The organism is Streptomyces similanensis (genome assembly GCF_039543625.1).
GTDB classification, from domain to species: domain Bacteria; phylum Actinomycetota; class Actinomycetes; order Streptomycetales; family Streptomycetaceae; genus Streptomyces; species Streptomyces similanensis.
Map to the genome: position 1 here is coordinate 126,373 of NZ_BAABKC010000059.1, position 16,994 is coordinate 143,366.

General features: G+C 71.2%; 15 protein-coding genes. 8 read left to right on the top strand and 7 right to left on the bottom strand.

Going from position 1 to position 16,994, the window contains the following annotated elements:
* Window positions 1-154 precede the first annotated feature (154 nt).
* From ABEB07_RS20915 to ABEB07_RS20930, 4 genes are all read right to left on the bottom strand, one after another.
* Entirely contained in the window at window positions 155-1,009 is an 855-nt protein-coding gene (locus tag ABEB07_RS20915; protein WP_345669761.1) for a Crystal protein ET79, read from the bottom strand.
* Window positions 1,010-1,187: 178 nt separating this feature from the next.
* On the bottom strand, window positions 1,188-1,412 hold the full coding sequence (locus tag ABEB07_RS20920; protein WP_164584219.1) for a hypothetical protein: 225 nt from the start codon (window positions 1,410-1,412) through the stop codon (window positions 1,188-1,190).
* 122 nt (window positions 1,413-1,534) lie between these two features.
* Entirely contained in the window at window positions 1,535-4,480 is a 2,946-nt protein-coding gene (locus ABEB07_RS20925; RefSeq protein ID WP_345669762.1) for an AfsR/SARP family transcriptional regulator, read from the bottom strand.
* A gap of 81 nt (window positions 4,481-4,561) precedes the next feature.
* On the bottom strand, window positions 4,562-5,206 hold the full coding sequence (locus tag ABEB07_RS20930) for a transposase (RefSeq protein WP_345669763.1): 645 nt from the start codon (window positions 5,204-5,206) through the stop codon (window positions 4,562-4,564).
* A gap of 299 nt (window positions 5,207-5,505) precedes the next feature.
* Between ABEB07_RS20930 and ABEB07_RS20935 the strand changes: the two genes are divergently transcribed.
* On the top strand, window positions 5,506-6,027 hold the full coding sequence (locus tag ABEB07_RS20935; RefSeq protein ID WP_345669764.1) for a GNAT family N-acetyltransferase: 522 nt from the start codon (window positions 5,506-5,508) through the stop codon (window positions 6,025-6,027).
* 734 nt (window positions 6,028-6,761) lie between these two features.
* A complete protein-coding gene (locus ABEB07_RS20940) occupies window positions 6,762-7,220 on the top strand; it encodes a MarR family winged helix-turn-helix transcriptional regulator (RefSeq protein ID WP_345669765.1) in 459 nt (152 codons plus the stop codon).
* Between the two features lie 199 nt (window positions 7,221-7,419).
* Here the strand turns inward: ABEB07_RS20940 and ABEB07_RS20945 are convergent, their stop codons facing one another.
* Window positions 7,420-8,523 carry a bifunctional class I SAM-dependent methyltransferase/NUDIX hydrolase gene (locus ABEB07_RS20945; RefSeq protein ID WP_345669766.1) on the bottom strand — a complete coding sequence of 368 codons (1,104 nt, stop codon included), beginning with the start codon at window positions 8,521-8,523 and terminating at the stop codon, window positions 7,420-7,422.
* Window positions 8,524-9,629: 1,106 nt separating this feature from the next.
* Between ABEB07_RS20945 and ABEB07_RS20950 the strand changes: the two genes are divergently transcribed.
* The 5 genes from ABEB07_RS20950 (at window position 9,630) to tatA (ending at window position 15,816) form a co-directional block, all read left to right on the top strand.
* Window positions 9,630-9,989 (top strand): ArsR/SmtB family transcription factor, encoded by a 360-nt coding sequence (locus tag ABEB07_RS20950; RefSeq protein WP_345669767.1) that lies wholly within the window; start codon window positions 9,630-9,632, stop codon window positions 9,987-9,989.
* The gene (gene mgtA / locus ABEB07_RS20955; protein ID WP_345669768.1) at window positions 9,982-12,684 is read left to right on the top strand and encodes a magnesium-translocating P-type ATPase; all 2,703 of its coding nucleotides are present in this window, start codon (window positions 9,982-9,984) and stop codon (window positions 12,682-12,684) included. Before ABEB07_RS20950 ends, mgtA begins: the two co-directional genes overlap by 8 nt.
* Before the next feature lie 54 nt (window positions 12,685-12,738).
* On the top strand, window positions 12,739-13,416 hold the full coding sequence (locus ABEB07_RS20960; RefSeq protein WP_345669769.1) for a lytic transglycosylase domain-containing protein: 678 nt from the start codon (window positions 12,739-12,741) through the stop codon (window positions 13,414-13,416).
* 246 nt (window positions 13,417-13,662) lie between these two features.
* Complete coding sequence (locus ABEB07_RS20965; RefSeq protein ID WP_345669770.1) at window positions 13,663-15,402, top strand: LCP family protein; 1,740 nt, start codon at window positions 13,663-13,665, stop codon at window positions 15,400-15,402.
* A gap of 183 nt (window positions 15,403-15,585) precedes the next feature.
* Window positions 15,586-15,816: a Sec-independent protein translocase subunit TatA gene (tatA, locus tag ABEB07_RS20970; RefSeq protein WP_345669771.1), complete on the top strand. Its 231-nt coding sequence runs from the start codon at window positions 15,586-15,588 to the stop codon at window positions 15,814-15,816.
* Between the two features lie 215 nt (window positions 15,817-16,031).
* On the opposite strand, the gene ABEB07_RS20975 is transcribed toward tatA, so the two are convergent.
* The gene (locus ABEB07_RS20975) at window positions 16,032-16,205 is read right to left on the bottom strand and encodes a CsbD family protein (protein ID WP_345669772.1); all 174 of its coding nucleotides are present in this window, start codon (window positions 16,203-16,205) and stop codon (window positions 16,032-16,034) included.
* Between the two features lie 139 nt (window positions 16,206-16,344).
* Here ABEB07_RS20975 and ABEB07_RS20980 point away from each other — a divergent pair, with 139 nt between their 5' ends.
* On the top strand, window positions 16,345-16,515 hold the full coding sequence (locus ABEB07_RS20980; protein WP_345669773.1) for a hydrophobic protein: 171 nt from the start codon (window positions 16,345-16,347) through the stop codon (window positions 16,513-16,515).
* A gap of 339 nt (window positions 16,516-16,854) precedes the next feature.
* On the opposite strand, the gene ABEB07_RS20985 is transcribed toward ABEB07_RS20980, so the two are convergent.
* On the bottom strand, window positions 16,855-16,977 hold the full coding sequence (locus ABEB07_RS20985) for a hypothetical protein (RefSeq protein ID WP_345669788.1): 123 nt from the start codon (window positions 16,975-16,977) through the stop codon (window positions 16,855-16,857).
* Window positions 16,978-16,994 lie beyond the last annotated feature (17 nt).

A 16,994-nucleotide genomic window follows, 5' to 3' on the forward strand; every position in this document is an offset into this window, starting at 1 on the left:
GCCGGGTGCGGGTGGGCGTCGGCGGCCTCGGCGGCGGGGCGGCGCCGGTGAACAGGGCGGCGGCGAGCAGGAGGGCGGGAATTTCCTTGCGCATGGCGCTCCTTACGAGGGTCGGGTGTGCGCTGAGCCGGTCGTACGACGGTGGGCGGGCAGGTCAGGCGGTCCTGCGGACGGTGAAGGCGACCCGCGCGTTGTCGCCGTCGCCGCCTGCCTTGTCGCACGCGAACCCGGTGGAGACGTCGCAGCTGTAGCTGTTGTGGCCGGTGAACGGGTTGTCCCAGCTCACCGTGACGGTGCCGCCGCCCGACATCGTGTACGTGGTCCGGCCCTCCGTGCCGGTCATGAAGCCGTCGGACTCGCTCTGCCAGGTGCCGCTGTCGCTGGGGTTGATCAGAGACGGCGGCAGCGCGTTCTCGCTCCAGATGCCGTGTGACAGGCTCGCCCCGGTGCGCACGAGCGAACGGCCCGAGTAGTTCGTGAGGTAGACCCTGGTGCTCCGCGCGGCACTGGCGGTGCGGGCCACGCCGGCGGTGCCGGCCGTCAGCCGCGCCGGACCGCCGGTGAGCGTCATGTACACCGTGGCGTTGTTGCCGCCGCCGTCGCTGATCGCGCAGTTGTAACCGGCCGGGGCGTCGCATCCGTAACTGTTGTGGCCCGAGTAGGGGTTGTCCCAGTGGAGGTACACCGTCTGATCGGTGCCGGTGATCTTGAAGTTGGTGTATCCCTCGGTGCCCGTGAGCATCCCGCAGGAGTGACTGCCCCAGCGGGGGCTGGTGTGCTTCGCCACGTAGTCGGGCGGGAGGCTGTCGTTGTCCCAGCAGCCGTGCGAGAGGTCGGAGTAGGTGCGGATCAGTTGCTGGTCGGTGTTGTTGCTGAAGGCCACGGCCACGCTGCGGGCGGAGGAGGCGCTCACGGAAGCGGACGCCGGGGCGCCGGTGGCGGGTGCGGCCTGCGCGGCCGGGGCGAGGCCCGCGGCGGCACCGGCGAACGCGGCCACGGACAGGGCCACGGCCCGCCGGCGTGCGGGACCCGCGGAACGTACGGAACTCGCGGAGCGTGCGAAACGTATGGAACGTGTGAAACGCGCGAAACGTGCGGACATCATGTAGATGCCTTCCGGGAAAGGGGCGAAGGGCGGAGGGGGAGAGGGCGACCGGTCCGGCCGGAGAGGACGTTCCGGCCGGGGGTCAGCTCACGTAGAACAGGTCGAACGCGCCGTTTCCGTTGTCCACACACTCGAAGCGGCTGAACAGCCCCATGCCGACGCTCAGCGAACCGGCCGTGCGGCACGCGACGTACGTGTCGTAACGACCGCCCGGGATGCGGTAGTCGGCCGCCTGCGCCGACTGGGCGCCGGCACCACCGAGCAGGAGTGCCGCCAGGACCAGGGATCCGGCAGCGGTCTTTCGCATGCGCATAACAAGTCCACCGTTGTGTGTGTGCCGCGAGCGGCTGTCCGTCAGAGACAGGACGAGCCTGTCGGCGCCCGCCTACGTTTCGCCCACGTCTCACCGACGTCCCGCTGACGTCCCGCTCACGCCCGCGGTACGCCCTCCTCGACCCGCGCGACCAACGCGGCGCGGCGCTCGGCGTACTCCTGGGCGCCCGTGATCCGTGAGAGCAGTTCCAGCGCGTGCCCGGCCGACTCGTGCAGGCCGTGCGCCTCCGCCCGCCCGGCGGACTCCTCCAGTTCCGCCAGGGCCTCGGCGGTGCGGCCGAGCTGCCACAGGGCCTGCCCGCACTGCAGGCGCAGCCACACCCATCCGGCGACCTCCTCCGCGCGGGTCAGCGTGAGCGCCTGCCGGACGCGGGCCAGCGCCTGCTCGGGCCGGCCGCCGTCGAGAGCCATCCGGGCGAGATGCTGAAGGGCCAGGCGCTGGCTGGGCAGATGCCCGCAGCGGACCGCCAGCGCCAGTCCGCGCAGACACGCGGTCTGGGCCCGCCGGGCCTCACCGGCCCGGGCGTACGCCATGCCGAGGTTGATCCGGGCCGTGGCCTCGGAGACCGGGTCCACGGCCATCGCGGGGGCCGCCTCCAGGTGTCGCAGGGCCTCGGGCAGCCGGTCCTGCTCGATCAGCAGCCAGCCGAGCAGCGCCCGGACCCGCGACTCGCCGTCGCCGCCGGCCGCGTGCGGGTCACGCTGAGCGGAGTCGAGCGCGTCGGCCAACAGGGGGCACCACTCGTCGCGCGGGCGAAGGATCATCAGCGGCCACTGAAGGATGCCCAGCCGCCACGCCTGCGCGTGCAAGCCCCCGGCACGGGCGGCGGCGACCGTCCGGGCGAGCAGTTCCCGCTGCTCGGCGTACCAGTGCAGGGCCTGGGGACGGGAGGTGAACTCCGGGCGGGTGAAGGGCAGCCAGGTCTCGGGCGGCAGGGCGCAGCACACCTGCGACGAGGGTTCGGCGGCCTCGGTGGCGGCCAGGCAGGTGCGCAGCAGCAGATCGACCAGCCGCCGCAGCGCGCCCTGAGCGTCCGGCCCCGCCACGGCGTCCTCGGATCGCGGGGCGGTGGTGCGGACGTAGAGGCGGATCATGTCGTGCAGGGACCAGTGACCGTCGCGTTCCTCCACCACGAGGTGGGCGCCGGCCAGGGTGTCGAGCGCGCCCAGGGCGGCATCCTCGGTGGCCCCGGCCAGGGCCGCCGCCGCGTGGACGTCGATGCGACCGCCCGGGTGCGACGCCAGCGCGTACAGCATCCGGCGGTCCTGGGGCGCGACGTGCCGCAGCGAGGTGCCGAGGGCGGCGCGCGGCCCCCGGTCGTCCACGGACAGCAGGGCCAGTCTGCGGTCGTCGTCCAGGAGTTGTGCGGCCATCCCATCGAGGGAGGTGTCCGGCTGGTAGGCCAGCCGGGCCGCCACCACCCGCAGGGCCAGCGGCAGTCCTCCGCACAGTCCGGCCAGGCGCCGTGCGGCGGCGGGCTCGGCGGCGATCCGCCGCGATCCGAGTACGGAGACCAGCAGCGCCGCGGATTCGCCGTCGTCCAGGATGCCGACCGGTACGGGCCGGGCCGCCTCGGAGACGATCAGACCCCCCAGCCGGTCCCGTGAGGTGACCAGGGTGACGCAGCCGGCTCCGCCGGGCAGCAGGGGGCGCACGTGTGCCGAGGAGCCCGCGTCGTCGAGCACCACCAGGACGCGCCGGTCGGCGGTCAGCTCCCGGTAGAGCGCACCCGCACCCTCCGCCGAGTCCGGGATGTCCTCCGGGGCCACTCCGAGCCGCCGCAGGAAGCCGTGGAGCACGAGTTCCCCGTCCGCCGGGCCGTGCGCCCCGAAGCCGGCCAGATCCGCGAAGAGCAGGCCGTCGGGGAACCTGCCGGCGTTCTGGTGGGCCCAGTACACGGCCAGCGCTGTCTTGCCGACGCCCGCGGGGCCCGTGACCAGGCAGACAGGTGCGTCCTCCGCGGTCAGCGCGTCCAGCCGGGCCAGCTGGGCCGCGCGCCCGGTGAATCCTCCCGGAGAGCGCGGCAGGGAACCCCGTCCTCCGAAGGCACGGGTACGCGACGCCGGGGGCGCGCAGGTCGGCGGCCCGGCCGGGGACAGCAGCCGGGCCGGAGTCACCGGCTCGGCCGGAGTCACCGGCTCGGCCTGAGTCTCCGGCCCGGAGGAGGACGGCAGCTCGCCCGGCCACGGCGACGCGCCCGGCAACGGCAATGCGCCCTGGGACGACGGTCCGGCTGCCGGGCACGACGACGCACCCGGTGACTGCTGTCGGGCCGGGGACGGTCGTGTGTGGCGCGGGGCGGTCGGTCCGTCGCGCAGTACCTCTTCGAATGCCTGGGTGAGCCGCGGCCCGGGACACACGCCCAACTCGTCGGCGAGGAGCCGCCGCGTGTGATGGAAGCGCTCCACGGCCTGCGCCCGCCGCCCCGAGCGGTGGAGTGCCAGGATTAGGGCGGCCACCAGCGACTCGCGCAGCGGATAGGCGGCGATCTCGGCGTCCAGTTCGGCGGCCGCCCGCTCGCACTGCCCCAGCGTGCCGTACGCGTCGGCCAGCCGCTCCACCGCGCCGACCCGCTCCTCCTCCAGGGCGCGGGCCGCGTCCAGCAGCAGGGGGCCGGCGGTGGTGCCGGTGAGGGCGGGCCCCTGCCAAAGTGCCAGTGCCCGGTGCAGCAGCTGCACCGCCTCGGTGTCCGGCCGCGATCTGGCCTGCCGCACCAGCTCCTTGAACCGGGCACTGTCCACCCGGTCCGCAGGCGTGCGCAGTTCATAGGCACCGGTATGGGTGACGAGCTCCACGCCGTGCCCAGCGCCGCCCGAGCCTTCGATGAGGCCGCGCAGGTGGGAGACGTGGCCCTGGACGACCGAGCGCGCCCGGACCGGCGGCTCCCCCTCCCACAGCGCCTTGCCCAGGGCCGACACGGGAACGGGCCGGTTCGGCAGCAACAGCAGGGCGGCCAGCAGACTGCACCGCTTGGGCGGGCCGAGTGTCAGACGGCCCGATTCCGTGACGATCCCCACCGTCCCCAAAAGCTTGAACTCCACCGTGCCTCCTCCGCGCTTCCCTGTGATGCGAAGAGGGAAGGCGGGCGACACTCGGTTGTCGGACAACGGGAACGCGCCATCTCAGCACCGGAAACGGCCAGATGAGAGCCGTATGCGGGTCATGCATGGGCCGTCTACGACTCGGACGGGGGCCGCATGCGGCTCGTGTACCGCCGTCCGCGCCGCGCTCCTCGGCGTCGTCTCCCAACTCGGCCGCCTCGTGCGCCACCACGACTCGGCCGCCCGCGCCCGCACCCTGCCCCACACCACACACGTGCGCCCGCCGATGACGAACGCCATGAATGATGGTGTGCTTGGCCCGGGTGCGTTCGGCGAACCGGTGTCGCGTCGGCGAGGGCGACGACGTGACCGGCTCCGGTCCCTCCGAAGGTTCCTCCGGCTGTGCCGACAGGCCGACAGGGGGCGCAAGCATCCACGGCGCCGGTGTACGCACTTCTCGGCGGCTGCGTCCAGGTTGTGCCAGAGGGGCCACCGGTCGGCGACCTGGCGGAGGGCCTGCGGGGCGCCGCGGGTGGCGCCGTCGGCGAAGAAGGGGGCACGGTCGCTGCAGATGATCTCGATGCCGGGCCGCTCGGCGAGCCAGGCCGTGCCTGCGTCCGTCTCCCGGTCGGGAAGAAGGCAGACCGGCCGCCGTGTCTCGACGTGGACGAGCACGGTCCCGTAGATCCTGCCCTTGTGCTGGGCGCATTCGTCCTCGCCGACCACGCGGGGGTGCTGCGGTGGCGGGATCCGGAAGGGAGGCGATCAGCGTCCCGGCCGCGGAGTAGCACCGCTGATCAGCTGGCCAAGCCCCCAGCAGATGACCGCCGACCACACTCCACCGGAGTCCGGTACGCCACCGATGCCGTCAGCGCGCTCTCGCCGCTGTCCCGCCGCCCACCGTGCTGCCGCCTCCCGCCCCAATGCTCACGGGAAACGGCAACGTACGGAAGCAGGCCCGGTCGATGCTGTGTGCAGAGCATCAAGCCACAGGAAATCCGTTGTCGTGCCACCTTTGAGACCGCATGCTTCGGGGTGTGATCCCTGAAGACGACCTCCCCTACGCCACCCTCACCACGCGCGTCACAGTGCGCGATCTGCTGCCTCAGGACTTGCCGGCGTGCACTTGGTCCGGCTCAGCCACCCACCTGCGCCATGTGGAGCGAGAGCTGACACGCGCCGCGGCGGGCGAGGTGGACTACCTGGCCGTATGTACCCCTGTGAACCTGCCGGTGGCGATCGGCGGCATTGACTATCAGGTCACGCGGGAAACCGGAACCTTGTGGCAACTCGCCGTGCTGCCCGCGCTGCAGTCCTGCGGCTTGGGAACACTGCTCGTCCGCGCTGCCGAACGACGAATCCGGGACCGCGGGCTGCGCAGGGCCGAACTCGCTGTGGAAGAGGACAACACCCGGGCACGCGCCCTGTACGAGCGTCTGGGCTACGTCGCACACGGCCGCGAACAAGACGCTTGGGACGAGGAAGGGCCTGACGGATCGATCCACCGCCACGAGACGATGTGCATCCTCATGCGAAAGAGCCTATGACTGCTCTTCTCTCCAACTGAACCGGTCGCCCAGCCGTACCGCTTCGCCGGAAACTACCAGGACCCCACCGGCCTCTACCACCTCCAGAACCGCTACTCCGACCTGGGTATCGATGCAGCGATAGCGGCTATCGCCGGTGCAGTCTCGACCAGAAGGCGAAGGTACAGAGAAGGTACAGAGATGAGTGTGATGACCGTCGTTTGGGTGGGCGTCATCATCGGTGTCGTAGTAGGCCCTCTGACCGTCCTGCTCGCGCACACAGCGCGGCGCAGACGATGACGTCCTCGTTCAGAAGCCCCGGTTGTGAGCTGCCTGGGTTTCAGGGCCACCGTGCGCGCAAGGATGGCCGCACCTCGCGACCGGCAAGGCGCAGTACATCTTCCAGCACAGCCCGCAGGTCCGCCTGCCGTTCGGGGATCTCCGGCCGCGAACAGCCGGGCCGCACGCAGCGCCAAGGGCACGGCGTGCGGCCGCCGGCACGATTCCCAGTGCGGATGAACTCCCACACGACTCTGCCTGGGCCAGGATGTCCGGCTGCCGCCAACTCAAGACGAGCGCAGAGTTCGGTCAGGGGCCGCGCAGGGCCGGGCCGCAGCCGCTTGATCCGCCGCGTTCTTCCGACTCGGCCGCTCACTCATCGCCTGAAGCACTCATTCACACTTGACCTCAAGTCCAGTCGAGTTTTTAGGGTCGATCTCGTCGAACCGGCTCAGACAACGACAGGGGTTTCGGCCATGGAGTACTCGCACAGCGATACGGAGCTGATCAAACAGCCCATCGGCTACTGGAGTTGGGCGGCCTACAAGGCCGTCATCGCCCGCACCCGGGCCGCCCTCGCCGGGATCGGCACCACCCAACCGCAGTGGTGGGCCCTTGCACAAGTCGCAGGCGCCGACAGCGTCAAGTCCCGTGATGTAGTGTCCCGTATCCTTCGGAACTATCTCGACACCGGCCCGGAAACCATGGAGTCAGAGATCGACACGATCATCGCCCAGGGCTGGATCACCGAGAATGCCGAGGGACGCCTGGGCACCACGGCTGAGGGCAGAGCGTTCTACGACAAGGCCGCAGCCCTTCAGGACCAGCTCTGGGCGGAACGGCACGCAGATATCTCCGACGAGGAGTACCTGACCACCCTCAAGGTGCTGCAGCGGTTCATCCACAACACGGATGGACAAGCTTGGCACCACTGAGCTTGACGTTTATCGTCCGCGGTCGAACATGCCGAACTCAGGGGCGACCGTCCGGCTGTCCGGGGTGACTCTCGGACCGTCACCACAGCGAGGTCGTCGTGACAGGCCGTTTCCAGCCGCGTCTCGGGGACGAACCGGTGCCTGGGCACCTCGCGCAACGCCGCTCGGACCTGCGGCGAGGGCACCGAGCCCTTGCTGATCACGGCGTCCGCCATCCGCTCGCGCACCGGACCGCCTCAGCCGCCTCCTCAGGCACCGGCGAGCCGACGGGGGAGCACCGGTAGGAGTGAACCGGAGGGAGGCCCGGCAGCACCCCGGGCCACACCGCGGTCAGAGCCTGGGCGCTGGGCGCGAAGATTCTCCCAAGAGTTGCCAGGGTGTTCAGGTCGTGGAACTCCCAGCGTACGAAGCGGTGCGGCTCGGGCAGCGCGAGTTCACCGTCCCAGCGGGCGACGCGGACCACGGCGGTGACCCGGCGTACGTCCAGTCGGTCGTCGTGCAACACGGTGATGACGTGGGCGTCGTCCACGCGCGCGGTCAGCCCGGTCTCCTCGGTCAGCTCCCGCACGGCGGCCTCCGGCGCGGACTCGCCTGTCTCGACATGGCCACCGGGCAGCTCCCACATGCCCCGCGTGGAGCGGCCCAGCAGGACCCGGCCGAACATGTCGGTGACCACCGCTGCGGCACCGAAGACGGCCTGCGGCTCGGGCCGCCCCCTCTCCTCCGCGCTGAACGATCCGGCCGGTCCTCGTAGGACCAGCACGGCCAGCCCCTCCGCGTCGAACTGCTCGACGTGCTCGAACCCATCAGTGAGCGCTGCGAGTTCGTTCTCGTCCAGGGCGATGTGGCGCCTGTCTTCCGGGGTGTTCTCCACGGTCGGCGTGATGACGACGAGCGTCCCGCCCTCGCGCAGCCGGACGGCCAGAGCGCGAAGGACACGGGCGCGATCGCGGATGAACGCGATGGACAGCCGCAGGACGACCAGGTGGTAGCCGTCCTCGGCGAGGGCGGCCAGGTCGTCGCACTCCACGTCCAGGCACAGCCAGCGCACCGGCTCCACCGCGGCGTGTTCCGCGCGGGCCCGCTCGAGCGCGCCCTCGGCGAAGTCCGCTCCGTCGACGGTGTAGCCGAGCGAGGCGAGGTAGACGGACAACTCGCCGGTCCCGCAGCCGATGTCGAGCGCGCGGCCGCCCTCGGGGGACGGGGCTTGCGCGGCGAGCAGATCCTTCTCGTCTTCCCCGAGCCGTCGGAAACCCCGCCCGGTGTTGTAGTGCTGGGACCAGGCAGTCCGGGTGATGTCCACAAGTCGCTCCTCGTTCGCAGAAGGCGGGATGGTAGCGGTGTCAGGGCAGTTCGACGGGGCTGTGGAGGGCGGCCGGCTGCCGGGTCCGCAGCGTCCAGTACCGGTCGCCGCAGTGGCGGCCGGCGGTGTGGCCGCCTCGGGCGGTACGCCCGGTCGGCAGCGGTCGTATGCGGCGCGGTGGAGGAGGCGGCGGGGGACCACTGACGCTCTAGAAACGTGGTGGAACTGATTCCGTCACGGCCCGCTTGGAGGGCATTTGGTGAACACGGGCTCTAACGCCGGGGGTGGGCCGTGTGGGCTCTAGGGTGTCGCGGCTCGAACTCGTTCGATCAGGTCGGATCACCTCTTCGGGAGGAGCGCAGACAGCACGGACCGGGGCGCGGTGCGCGGTGGCGGCGGCCCGGGGCGGGTGATCGGGGCTGGAAGGGTGGGTGAGGGTCAGGTGTCGAGGACGGTGAAGGCGGCGGCCGGGAGGCGACGGCCGTTGTCCTGTAGGGCGAGGGAGTAGGAGGCGGGGGAGACCTTCCAGTGTGCTGCGCCCGCACCGTGCGCCGGCTCGGCACGGCGCTGGGGTGCGACCCGTCGACCGTCTACCGCCACTTCGCCGACACCGACGCGCTGCTCCTGGCGGTGGCCGACAGGCTCATCGGCGACTCTCTCGACGGCTTCGCCCCGAGGCGGACTGGGTCGCCTCCCTGCGGGTTTTCGCCACGCGGGTCCACGGGTCGGTGCTCCGCCACCCGCGCCTGGCCACGGTCCGCACCTCCCGGTTCTCCCGGTTCTCCGCCGGAGCCGCCGAGCGCCGCGCCGTGGACACCGGCATCGGCATCCTGCTCAGAGCGGGCTTCCTCCCGCCGACGCGGTGCGGTACTACCACGTCTTCACCGACACCGTCCTCGCCCACGCCGCCCTGGACGCGGAGACGCGCGGCCTCGGCGACGCGGACGCACCGGCCTCAGACGCCATGCCGTCGGACCCTTCAGGGAGTGGTGCGGGAGTGAAGCCTCACGCCTGCGCCTCGGTGCGGGAACGCCCGGCCTCCTGCCGCCTAGACTGGGTGGCCAGATGACTGTCGCTTGTGCGAGTGGGCGGGACGGGAGAGAACAGTGACGGGGCACGCCGGTGGTTTGGAGGATCCGTCCGCCGAGGTTCTCGCCCAGGCGGCCGCCGCGTTCGGGCTGCTCGCCTCTGCGGCCCGCCTGCACCTGATGTGGGCGCTGTCGCAGAGAGAGAGCGACGTCACGCATCTCGCCGACCGGGTCGGCGGCGCCCTGCCCGCTGTCAGCCAGCATCTGGCCAAGCTGAAGCTGGCCGGCCTCGTCAATTCCCGCCGTGAGGGCCGTCGGCAGGTCTACTACGTCGACGACCCGGACGTCGTCACCGTGGTACGGGTGATGGTCGGGCAGCTGACGGCACGGTCGTACGCCCTCGCGCCGGTCCGTGAGCTGCGCGGGAACGGTGGCTGATACCACCGCAGCGCCGGGACAGGACGCACGGCCGCCCGCCCCGGCGGCTGTGAGCCCGCCCGGGGAGGGGACCGCGCCGGGACTGTCCGCGCCCACCGTGCTGGAGACCCTGCGCCGGCTGGACAGCGGGCTGCGCGGTCTGACCGAGGCGCAGGCCGAGGAGCGACTGGCCCGGCTGGGCGAGAACACCGCACCGGCCCGGAGCGAAGCCTCCTGGCCGCGGCTGTTCGCGAGGAGCCTAAGGGACCCGTTCACCGCGGTGCTGGCCTGCCTCGGACTGGTTTCGGCGGCCGTCGCCGCCTGGGGCACCGCCTCGGTGATCCTGCTGCTCGTCGTGGTGAGCTGCGTCCTGCGGGCTTCCGGGGAACACCGGGCGGACCGGTCGACGGCCGCGCTGCGCGAGCTGGTCGCCACGACCGCCACCGTGCTCCGGCGGACCGAGGAGGCAGCGGCCCCGGCGAGCCGCGAGCTCCCCATGGCCGAACTGGTGCCCGGAGACGTGATCCGGCTCGCGCCGGGGGACCTGGTGCCGGCGGACGTACGCCTGCTCCGGGCCGCCGGCCTGACCGTGCACCAAGCGGCGCTGACCGGGGAGTCCGCGCCCGTCGCGAAGTCCGCCCACGATCTGTCCCGCGCGCCGGGCGGCGGGCTGTTCGAGCAGCCGCAGCTCTGCTTCCAGGGCAGCAGCGTGGCCTCCGGCAGCGCCACCGCGGTCATCGTCGCGACCGGCGCGCGCACCCGGTTCGCCGCGTCCCACGAGCGCGGGTCCGGCCGGCCGGAGGCGAGCGCCTTCGACCGTTCCGTCCACGGCATCTCCTGGATCCTCATCCGGTTCCTGCTGCTCACCCCGCCGCTGGTGCTGATGGCGAACGCGGCGTTGCGCGACCGGGGTCTGGAGACACTGCCGTTCGCCGTGGCGGTCGCGGTCGGACTGACCCCCGAGATGCTGCCGGTTCTCGTCACCGTGTGCCTGGCCCGCGGCGCCTCGCTGCTGGCCCGCGGCCACGGGGTGATCGTCAAGCGCCTGCCGGCCCTGCACGACGTCGGCGCCGTCGACGTGCTGTGCCTGGACAAGACCGGCACCCTCACCCAGGACCGGCCCGTCGCCGATCGCGCTCTCGGCCCGGACGGCCAGGACACCCCCGAGGTCCTGCACTGGGCCGCCGTCAACGCGTGGTGGACCCTCCAACTGGCCGACCTGCCCGAACCCGACGCCCTCGACGAGGCGGTCCTGGACGCGGTCGACGAGGGCGCGCTCATGGCGTACGACGGCGTCGCGGCCGTGCCCTTCGCCCCGGACCGCCGGTTCTCCATGGTGGTCGTACGCACACCCGGCCGGCTGGGTACACACACGCTGGTGGCCAAGGGAGACGTCGAGGCCGTACTGGACCGCTGCGCCATCGCGGACGACGAGCGGGAACGGCTGCGCGCCCTCGCCGCCCGGCACGCGGACGACGGAGCGCGCGTCCTGGCCGTCGCCACCGCCGAGCGCACCTCCCTGCGGCGTGAGTACACGCCCGCCGACACACATGGCTTGGCCTTTCGGGGTCTGATCACCCTGCGGGACGCGCTCGCGCCCACCGCCCCCGACGCCCTGAAAACCCTCACCGACCGGGGCGTCACCGTCAAGATCCTTACGGGCGATCATCCGGGAACGGCCGTCCGTGCCTGCCGCGACCTGGGCGTTCCGGTCGCCGCGGACGCCGTGCTCACCGGGGAGGCCGTCGACCTCCTGCCGGGCCCCGAACTCGCCGCGGCCGCCGTCCGCACGACCGTCTTCGCGCGCTGCACCCCGAAACACAAGGCCCGGATCATCGAGGCGCTGCGCGCCGCCGGGCACACCGTGGGTTTCCTCGGCGACGGGGTCAACGACCTGCCGGCGCTCCATGCCGCCGACGTCGGCATCGCCCCCCGCAACGCCGCCGACGTGGTGCGGGACGGCGCTGACGTGGTGCTGGCCGAGAAGAACCTGACCGCCATCGCGCACGCCGTCGCCGCGGGCCGGCACGCCGGCGGCAACATCGTCACCTACCTGCGCATCACGCTGTCGTCCAACCTGGGCAACGTCCTCGCGATGCTGTCCGCCGGTCTGCTACTGCCCTTCCTGCCCATGCTCCCGGCGCAGGTCCTGTTGCAGAACCTGTGCTTCGACGCCGCCCAGCTCACCTTCGCCCATGACCGGCCCGGCTCCGCCGCGCTGCGCCGGCCGACCGTGCTGGACCCACGGGACCTGCTGCGCTTCATCACCGGTTTCGGCGTGCTGAACGCAGCCGCCGACCTGGCGACCTTCGGCGTCCTCGCCCTCGCGGTGCACGGGCCGGGGACGGGGAACGACGAGGCGGTGTTCCACTCCGGATGGTTCACGGAGAACCTGATCACCCAGGCCCTGGTGATGGGGCTGCTGCGCGTCGGCCGCCGTACCGCCGACGTCCGCAGACCGAGCCCGGTCGCCTGGGCCGCACTGGCCCTCGCCGTGATCGGTCTGGTGTTCCCCTCCTCCCCGCTGGGGCCGATGCTCGGTCTGACCGCGCTGCCAGCCCTGTACTACCTGCTGCTCGCCGTCGTGCTGATCCTCTACGCCGCGGCTCTTCTGGCGGCCAGGGCACGGTTCGAGCGCCGTGGAGGCGACGGTCCCGCCTCCGTGAGCCGACTTGGGCGACCGCCGGTGCCCGACGCCGGCCGACATCCGTCTTGATCTTTCCGCTGTTCGAGGCTGCCGGCCCGCGGCGGGGCACGAGGAAGGTGCGACATGACGGAGTCCCGGGCACCGAAATACCGACGACCGCTGTTGGTGCTGGTCTTCGCTCTGGTCGTGTACGGCGTCGTGCGCGCGGCCGGCGTCTCGCAGAGCGATCCGCCGGCCCACGGGAAGGCGTCCCTCCCACCGATGCGTCCGCCGGTCGGCCTCCCCGCTCCTTCCCGGTCGTCGGCGCCCTTCTCGTACGACCCCGCCGACTACGCCGCGTCGGTCCGTGCCCGATCCCGCCAGGCGGGCGTGAGCGCCCAGTTGGTGATGGCGATCCTCTACAACGAGGCGTACAAGCCGCACGACCCGTCGTTCGAGCGGAGCTGGCAGAAGTACAAGCCGGACGCGGCCTTCGGCATCGCCAACATGCATCGCGCAACCTTCGACGAGGTCAAGAGGGGCCGGGACTTCGCGGACCGCCGTTGGGATCAACTGCCGGACGACCGTGACCTGGCCGTCGAAGCCGAAGCCTGGTACCTGCACGCTTTGGCGGCCCAGCTTCCGACCCAGTGGACCGCCCACTACCCGAAGAACGACCTGCTGGCCCTCGGGTACAACACCGGTGCGGGCAACATGCTCGCCTTCGCCCGCGGGGCGACGCCGGGCGCCCAGGCCCGCTCGTATCTGGAGCGGTTGCACGGCAATTGGGCCAAGGCGGGAAGGGCAGTAGAGGCACCCTGACACTCATGACAGGTCGAAGGTGCAGCGTGGATCACGGCACGGTCCGGAGGCGGCGCGCCCTGGGACTCGCCGTCCGACCGAACCGGCGGCGGGACCAGTGCTCTCACGCCGCAAGGACTTTGGTAGGTTGCGCAAACCAGCAACTGTGGTGGAGGTCGGCTCCACCTCGCCCGCGCACCGCCGCGCACGCCCGGCCCTGCCCCTGACGGCCCGGCCTGCCAGGCCCGACCGTCATGGGAGTGGAAGATGAGCGACCCGTGGGACGGCCCGGTCGGCCAAGCCTCGCGCAAGCGCACCGCTCAGGTGCCCGGGCAGCGTGCCACCCGGTCCGGTGGCAGAGGCTCCTCGGGCGGCGACGGCACGCGGCCTTCCGGAGGCCGGGCCGCCGCGACCCGGGCGGCAGCCTCCCCCTCGCGTGGCGGCCCACAGTCGCGCCGCCGGGCGCCCCGGACCGGGCGGGGCAGGCGGTTCCTGAGGGTCGCGGGGTTCTGCCTGTCCGCGCTCATCGTCATCACCGCCGGCGCGGGCTGGTGGTTCTACCAGCACCTGAACGGCAACATTCACAGCGTCGCACTCGACGGCAAGGGCGGGACGGAGAAGGCCGACGCCTTCGGCCGCACTCCGATCAACCTTCTCGTGATGGGCTCGGACGGCCGGACCAGCGAGGCCGACTGCGCGCTCGGCGGCGGCTGTTCGAAGACCGGGGTGCAGAGCGGCAGCAACGCGGATGTCGAGATGGTCGTCCACATAGCGGCCGACCGCTCCAACGCCACTGTCATGAGCATTCCGCGCGACACCATGACCCGGATACCGGCCTGCGAGGACAACGAGGACGGCCGATCCACGAACGGCTACTACGGCCAGATCAACAGCGCCCTCCAGTACGGCCCCGCCTGCCAGGTGGCCACCGTCCATCGGCTCACCGGCATCCCCGTCGACCACTTCGTCAAACTGGACTTCTCCGGCGTCGTGAAGATGTCCGACGCGGTCGGCGGCGTCTCCGTCTGCGTGAGCGACGACGTCTACGACACCTACTCCCACCTCAAGCTGTCCAGAGGCGCCCACACCCTCAAGGGGGTCGCGGCACTGGAGTTCGTGCGCTCGCGACACGGCTTCGGTGACGGCAGCGACCTTGGCCGGACCGTCTCTCAGCACATCTTCCTCAGCTCGATGATCCGCAAGTTCAAGAGCGCGGGCACGCTCACCGACCCCAGCGCGATCTACGCCCTGGCCGACGCCGCCACCAAGGCGCTGACCGTGGACGACGGCCTGGGCAGCGTGAGGAAGCTGGTCTCGCTCGCGGATGATGTGAACAAGGTGCCGGCGAACCGGATGACGTTCACGACGATGCAGACGGCCCAGGACCCGCACGACGAAGACCGGGTGGTCGTAGGCCAGGGCGCCAGGACCCTTTTCTCCAGCATCGCCGACGACCGATCGCTGACCACGGGCTCCGGCAAGAGATCCGCGGCGGCGTCGGCGACCGCGACGGCCACCGACCCGGTGGTCCCCACGTCGCGGATCGCCGTCACCGTGGAGAACGGCACCACGGTCACCGGCCGCGCCGCCGACATCGCCTCGGCCCTGACCGGCCAGGGCTTCAGCTCCGCCACGACCACCGCCAACGCGCCGAGCGCCGCGACGACCACCACGCTGACCTACGGCGCCGGACAGAAGGCGAAGGCGGAGGCGGTCGCCAAGGCGCTCGGCCTGTCCGACTCGCGTCTGCGGCAGGGCAGCGGCCAGGGCCTCACCCTCGTGATCGGCGGCGACTGGCCCACGGGTACGAGTTTCCCCGGCGCCACCTCCTCGCCGACGTCCGCTGACATGAAAGCGGCGGTCTCCCACACGAACGCCCAGACCGCCGACCAGGCCCATACGTGTGCCAAGGTCAGCCCATACAAGACCGTCACTCTCAACGGTGTTCCCATGACGCCGACTCAGGCATACGCGGCGGCGCGCGGCAAACCCGACTCCGACGCCTGAGACCGGCATGTGTGTGCCCCGTGCGGGCTGAGGTGTACGACGCGGACGGCGGTCACTCGGCCTTGCGCCGGATCCTGTAGCTCGCCATCCCATTGGTTGTATAGTTGCGCAAGCTAGCAAGGATGGACGATGTATGCCGTCCATGTCACTGTCACTGTCCGGCGAGGGAAGGAGGTGAGCGGGATGCTCCGTAACGGTCTGGAACCCTGGCACCTGCTGATCGTGGGGGTCGTCATCATCGTGCTGTTCGGCTCGAAGAAGCTGCCGGAGGCGGCCCGTGGGCTCGGCAAGTCCATGCGCATCCTCAAGAGCGAGGCCAAGGCCATGAAGGAGGATGACGTCACGCGGTCCTCCGTCGCCCCGGCCGACACGCCCGGAGAGGCCAATGCCTCAAGTCGTCCGGTCGGCGCCTGAGGACGTCGGGGTGACTCGGCCGCGTCGGAGAGCCGCACGGCCCTCCGACGCGGCACGCCGTGCTTCTCAGGGGCTGGCCACGTCAAAGCCGTAACGCAACGGCTCACTCTCCACACCGTAATCCCTGCGGTACACGTACACGGAGAGGGGAGCCTTTCCGTTGCCGGGAAAGACTCCCCTCCTTATGTGAGGGGCCCTATGGAGCGCTGAGGGCCTCAGTGCTTGAAGGCGTCCTTGGTCTTTTCCTTGGCCGCGCGGGCGTCGCCGGTGCTCTTCTCGGCCTGTCCTTCGGCCGCCATGCGGTCGTTGCCGAGGGCGCTGCCCGCAGCCTCCTTGGTCTTGCCCTTGGCCTGCTCGGTCTTCGCCTTGGCCTTCTCGCCGGCACTCATGAAAGACAGCCTCCTCGAAGCATCAGTTCGTTGTCGCGGTAACTGGCTCGTGCCCTGGCATACTCGCCACAAACAAAGGTGCTGGCGAAGAATATGCACAGTGATGCAGGGCAATCGGAGGGTCAGGAGGTTGATAACTATGGTTCCCCTTTTGCTGGTACTGCTTCTCGCGCTCATCCTTTTCGGCGCCGGCTTCGCCCTGAAGATCCTGTGGTGGGTGGCGATCGTCGTCCTGGTGGTGTGGCTGCTCGGCTTCGTGATGCGCTCCACGAACGCGGGCGGCGGCCGCGGTCGCTGGTACCGATGGTGACCTGACACCGCACACACCCTCTGGTGGGGGCCCGGCCATGGACATGGCCGGGCCCCCACCAGTTCTGCCGTTCTTGCCCGAAGGACTGTCACGGGGCATCGGGCGAATGCTTCCAGAGGGGATTTCGGGGTAGGTGTGTTGCAGTCGGGGGCGGGGCGGACACGCGCGCCAGGAACCCGCGCAACCTCCCGTCATGACCCCGCCCCCGTCCCGGCCTCCCAGGCCCGGACCTACCAGCGCGCTCCGTGGCACTCACCGCAGATGAGGCTCGCACGCCCCGCGACACTCGATGTCCCGCACGAATCCGAGGGCGCGGTCGACCGGCTGCATGTCGCAGTCTCAGGCATCCGCGGCGGTCTGCAAGGAGTGGGCCAGGCTCTGGTCGGTGCGGGTGAGAATGACGGTGGCGATGATGAGGATGAGGATGACGTCGAGAAGGGCGAGGGAGGCGCGCGGGGGCATCCTGACAGCGGCGACGC

Coding starts and splice junctions, on each gene's coding strand:
- ABEB07_RS20920 (WP_164584219.1), bottom strand. CDS start 1,412: ATGCGAAAGACCGCTGCCGGATCCCTGGTCCTGGCGGCACTCCTGCTC.
- ABEB07_RS20935 (WP_345669764.1), top strand. CDS start 5,506: ATGCTTCGGGGTGTGATCCCTGAAGACGACCTCCCCTACGCCACCCTC.
- ABEB07_RS20940 (WP_345669765.1), top strand. CDS start 6,762: ATGGAGTACTCGCACAGCGATACGGAGCTGATCAAACAGCCCATCGGC.
- ABEB07_RS20960 (WP_345669769.1), top strand. CDS start 12,739: ATGACGGAGTCCCGGGCACCGAAATACCGACGACCGCTGTTGGTGCTG.
- ABEB07_RS20965 (WP_345669770.1), top strand. CDS start 13,663: ATGAGCGACCCGTGGGACGGCCCGGTCGGCCAAGCCTCGCGCAAGCGC.
- tatA (WP_345669771.1), top strand. CDS start 15,586: ATGCTCCGTAACGGTCTGGAACCCTGGCACCTGCTGATCGTGGGGGTC.
- ABEB07_RS20975 (WP_345669772.1), bottom strand. CDS start 16,205: ATGAGTGCCGGCGAGAAGGCCAAGGCGAAGACCGAGCAGGCCAAGGGC.
- ABEB07_RS20980 (WP_345669773.1), top strand. CDS start 16,345: ATGGTTCCCCTTTTGCTGGTACTGCTTCTCGCGCTCATCCTTTTCGGC.
- ABEB07_RS20985 (WP_345669788.1), bottom strand. CDS start 16,977: ATGCCCCCGCGCGCCTCCCTCGCCCTTCTCGACGTCATCCTCATCCTC.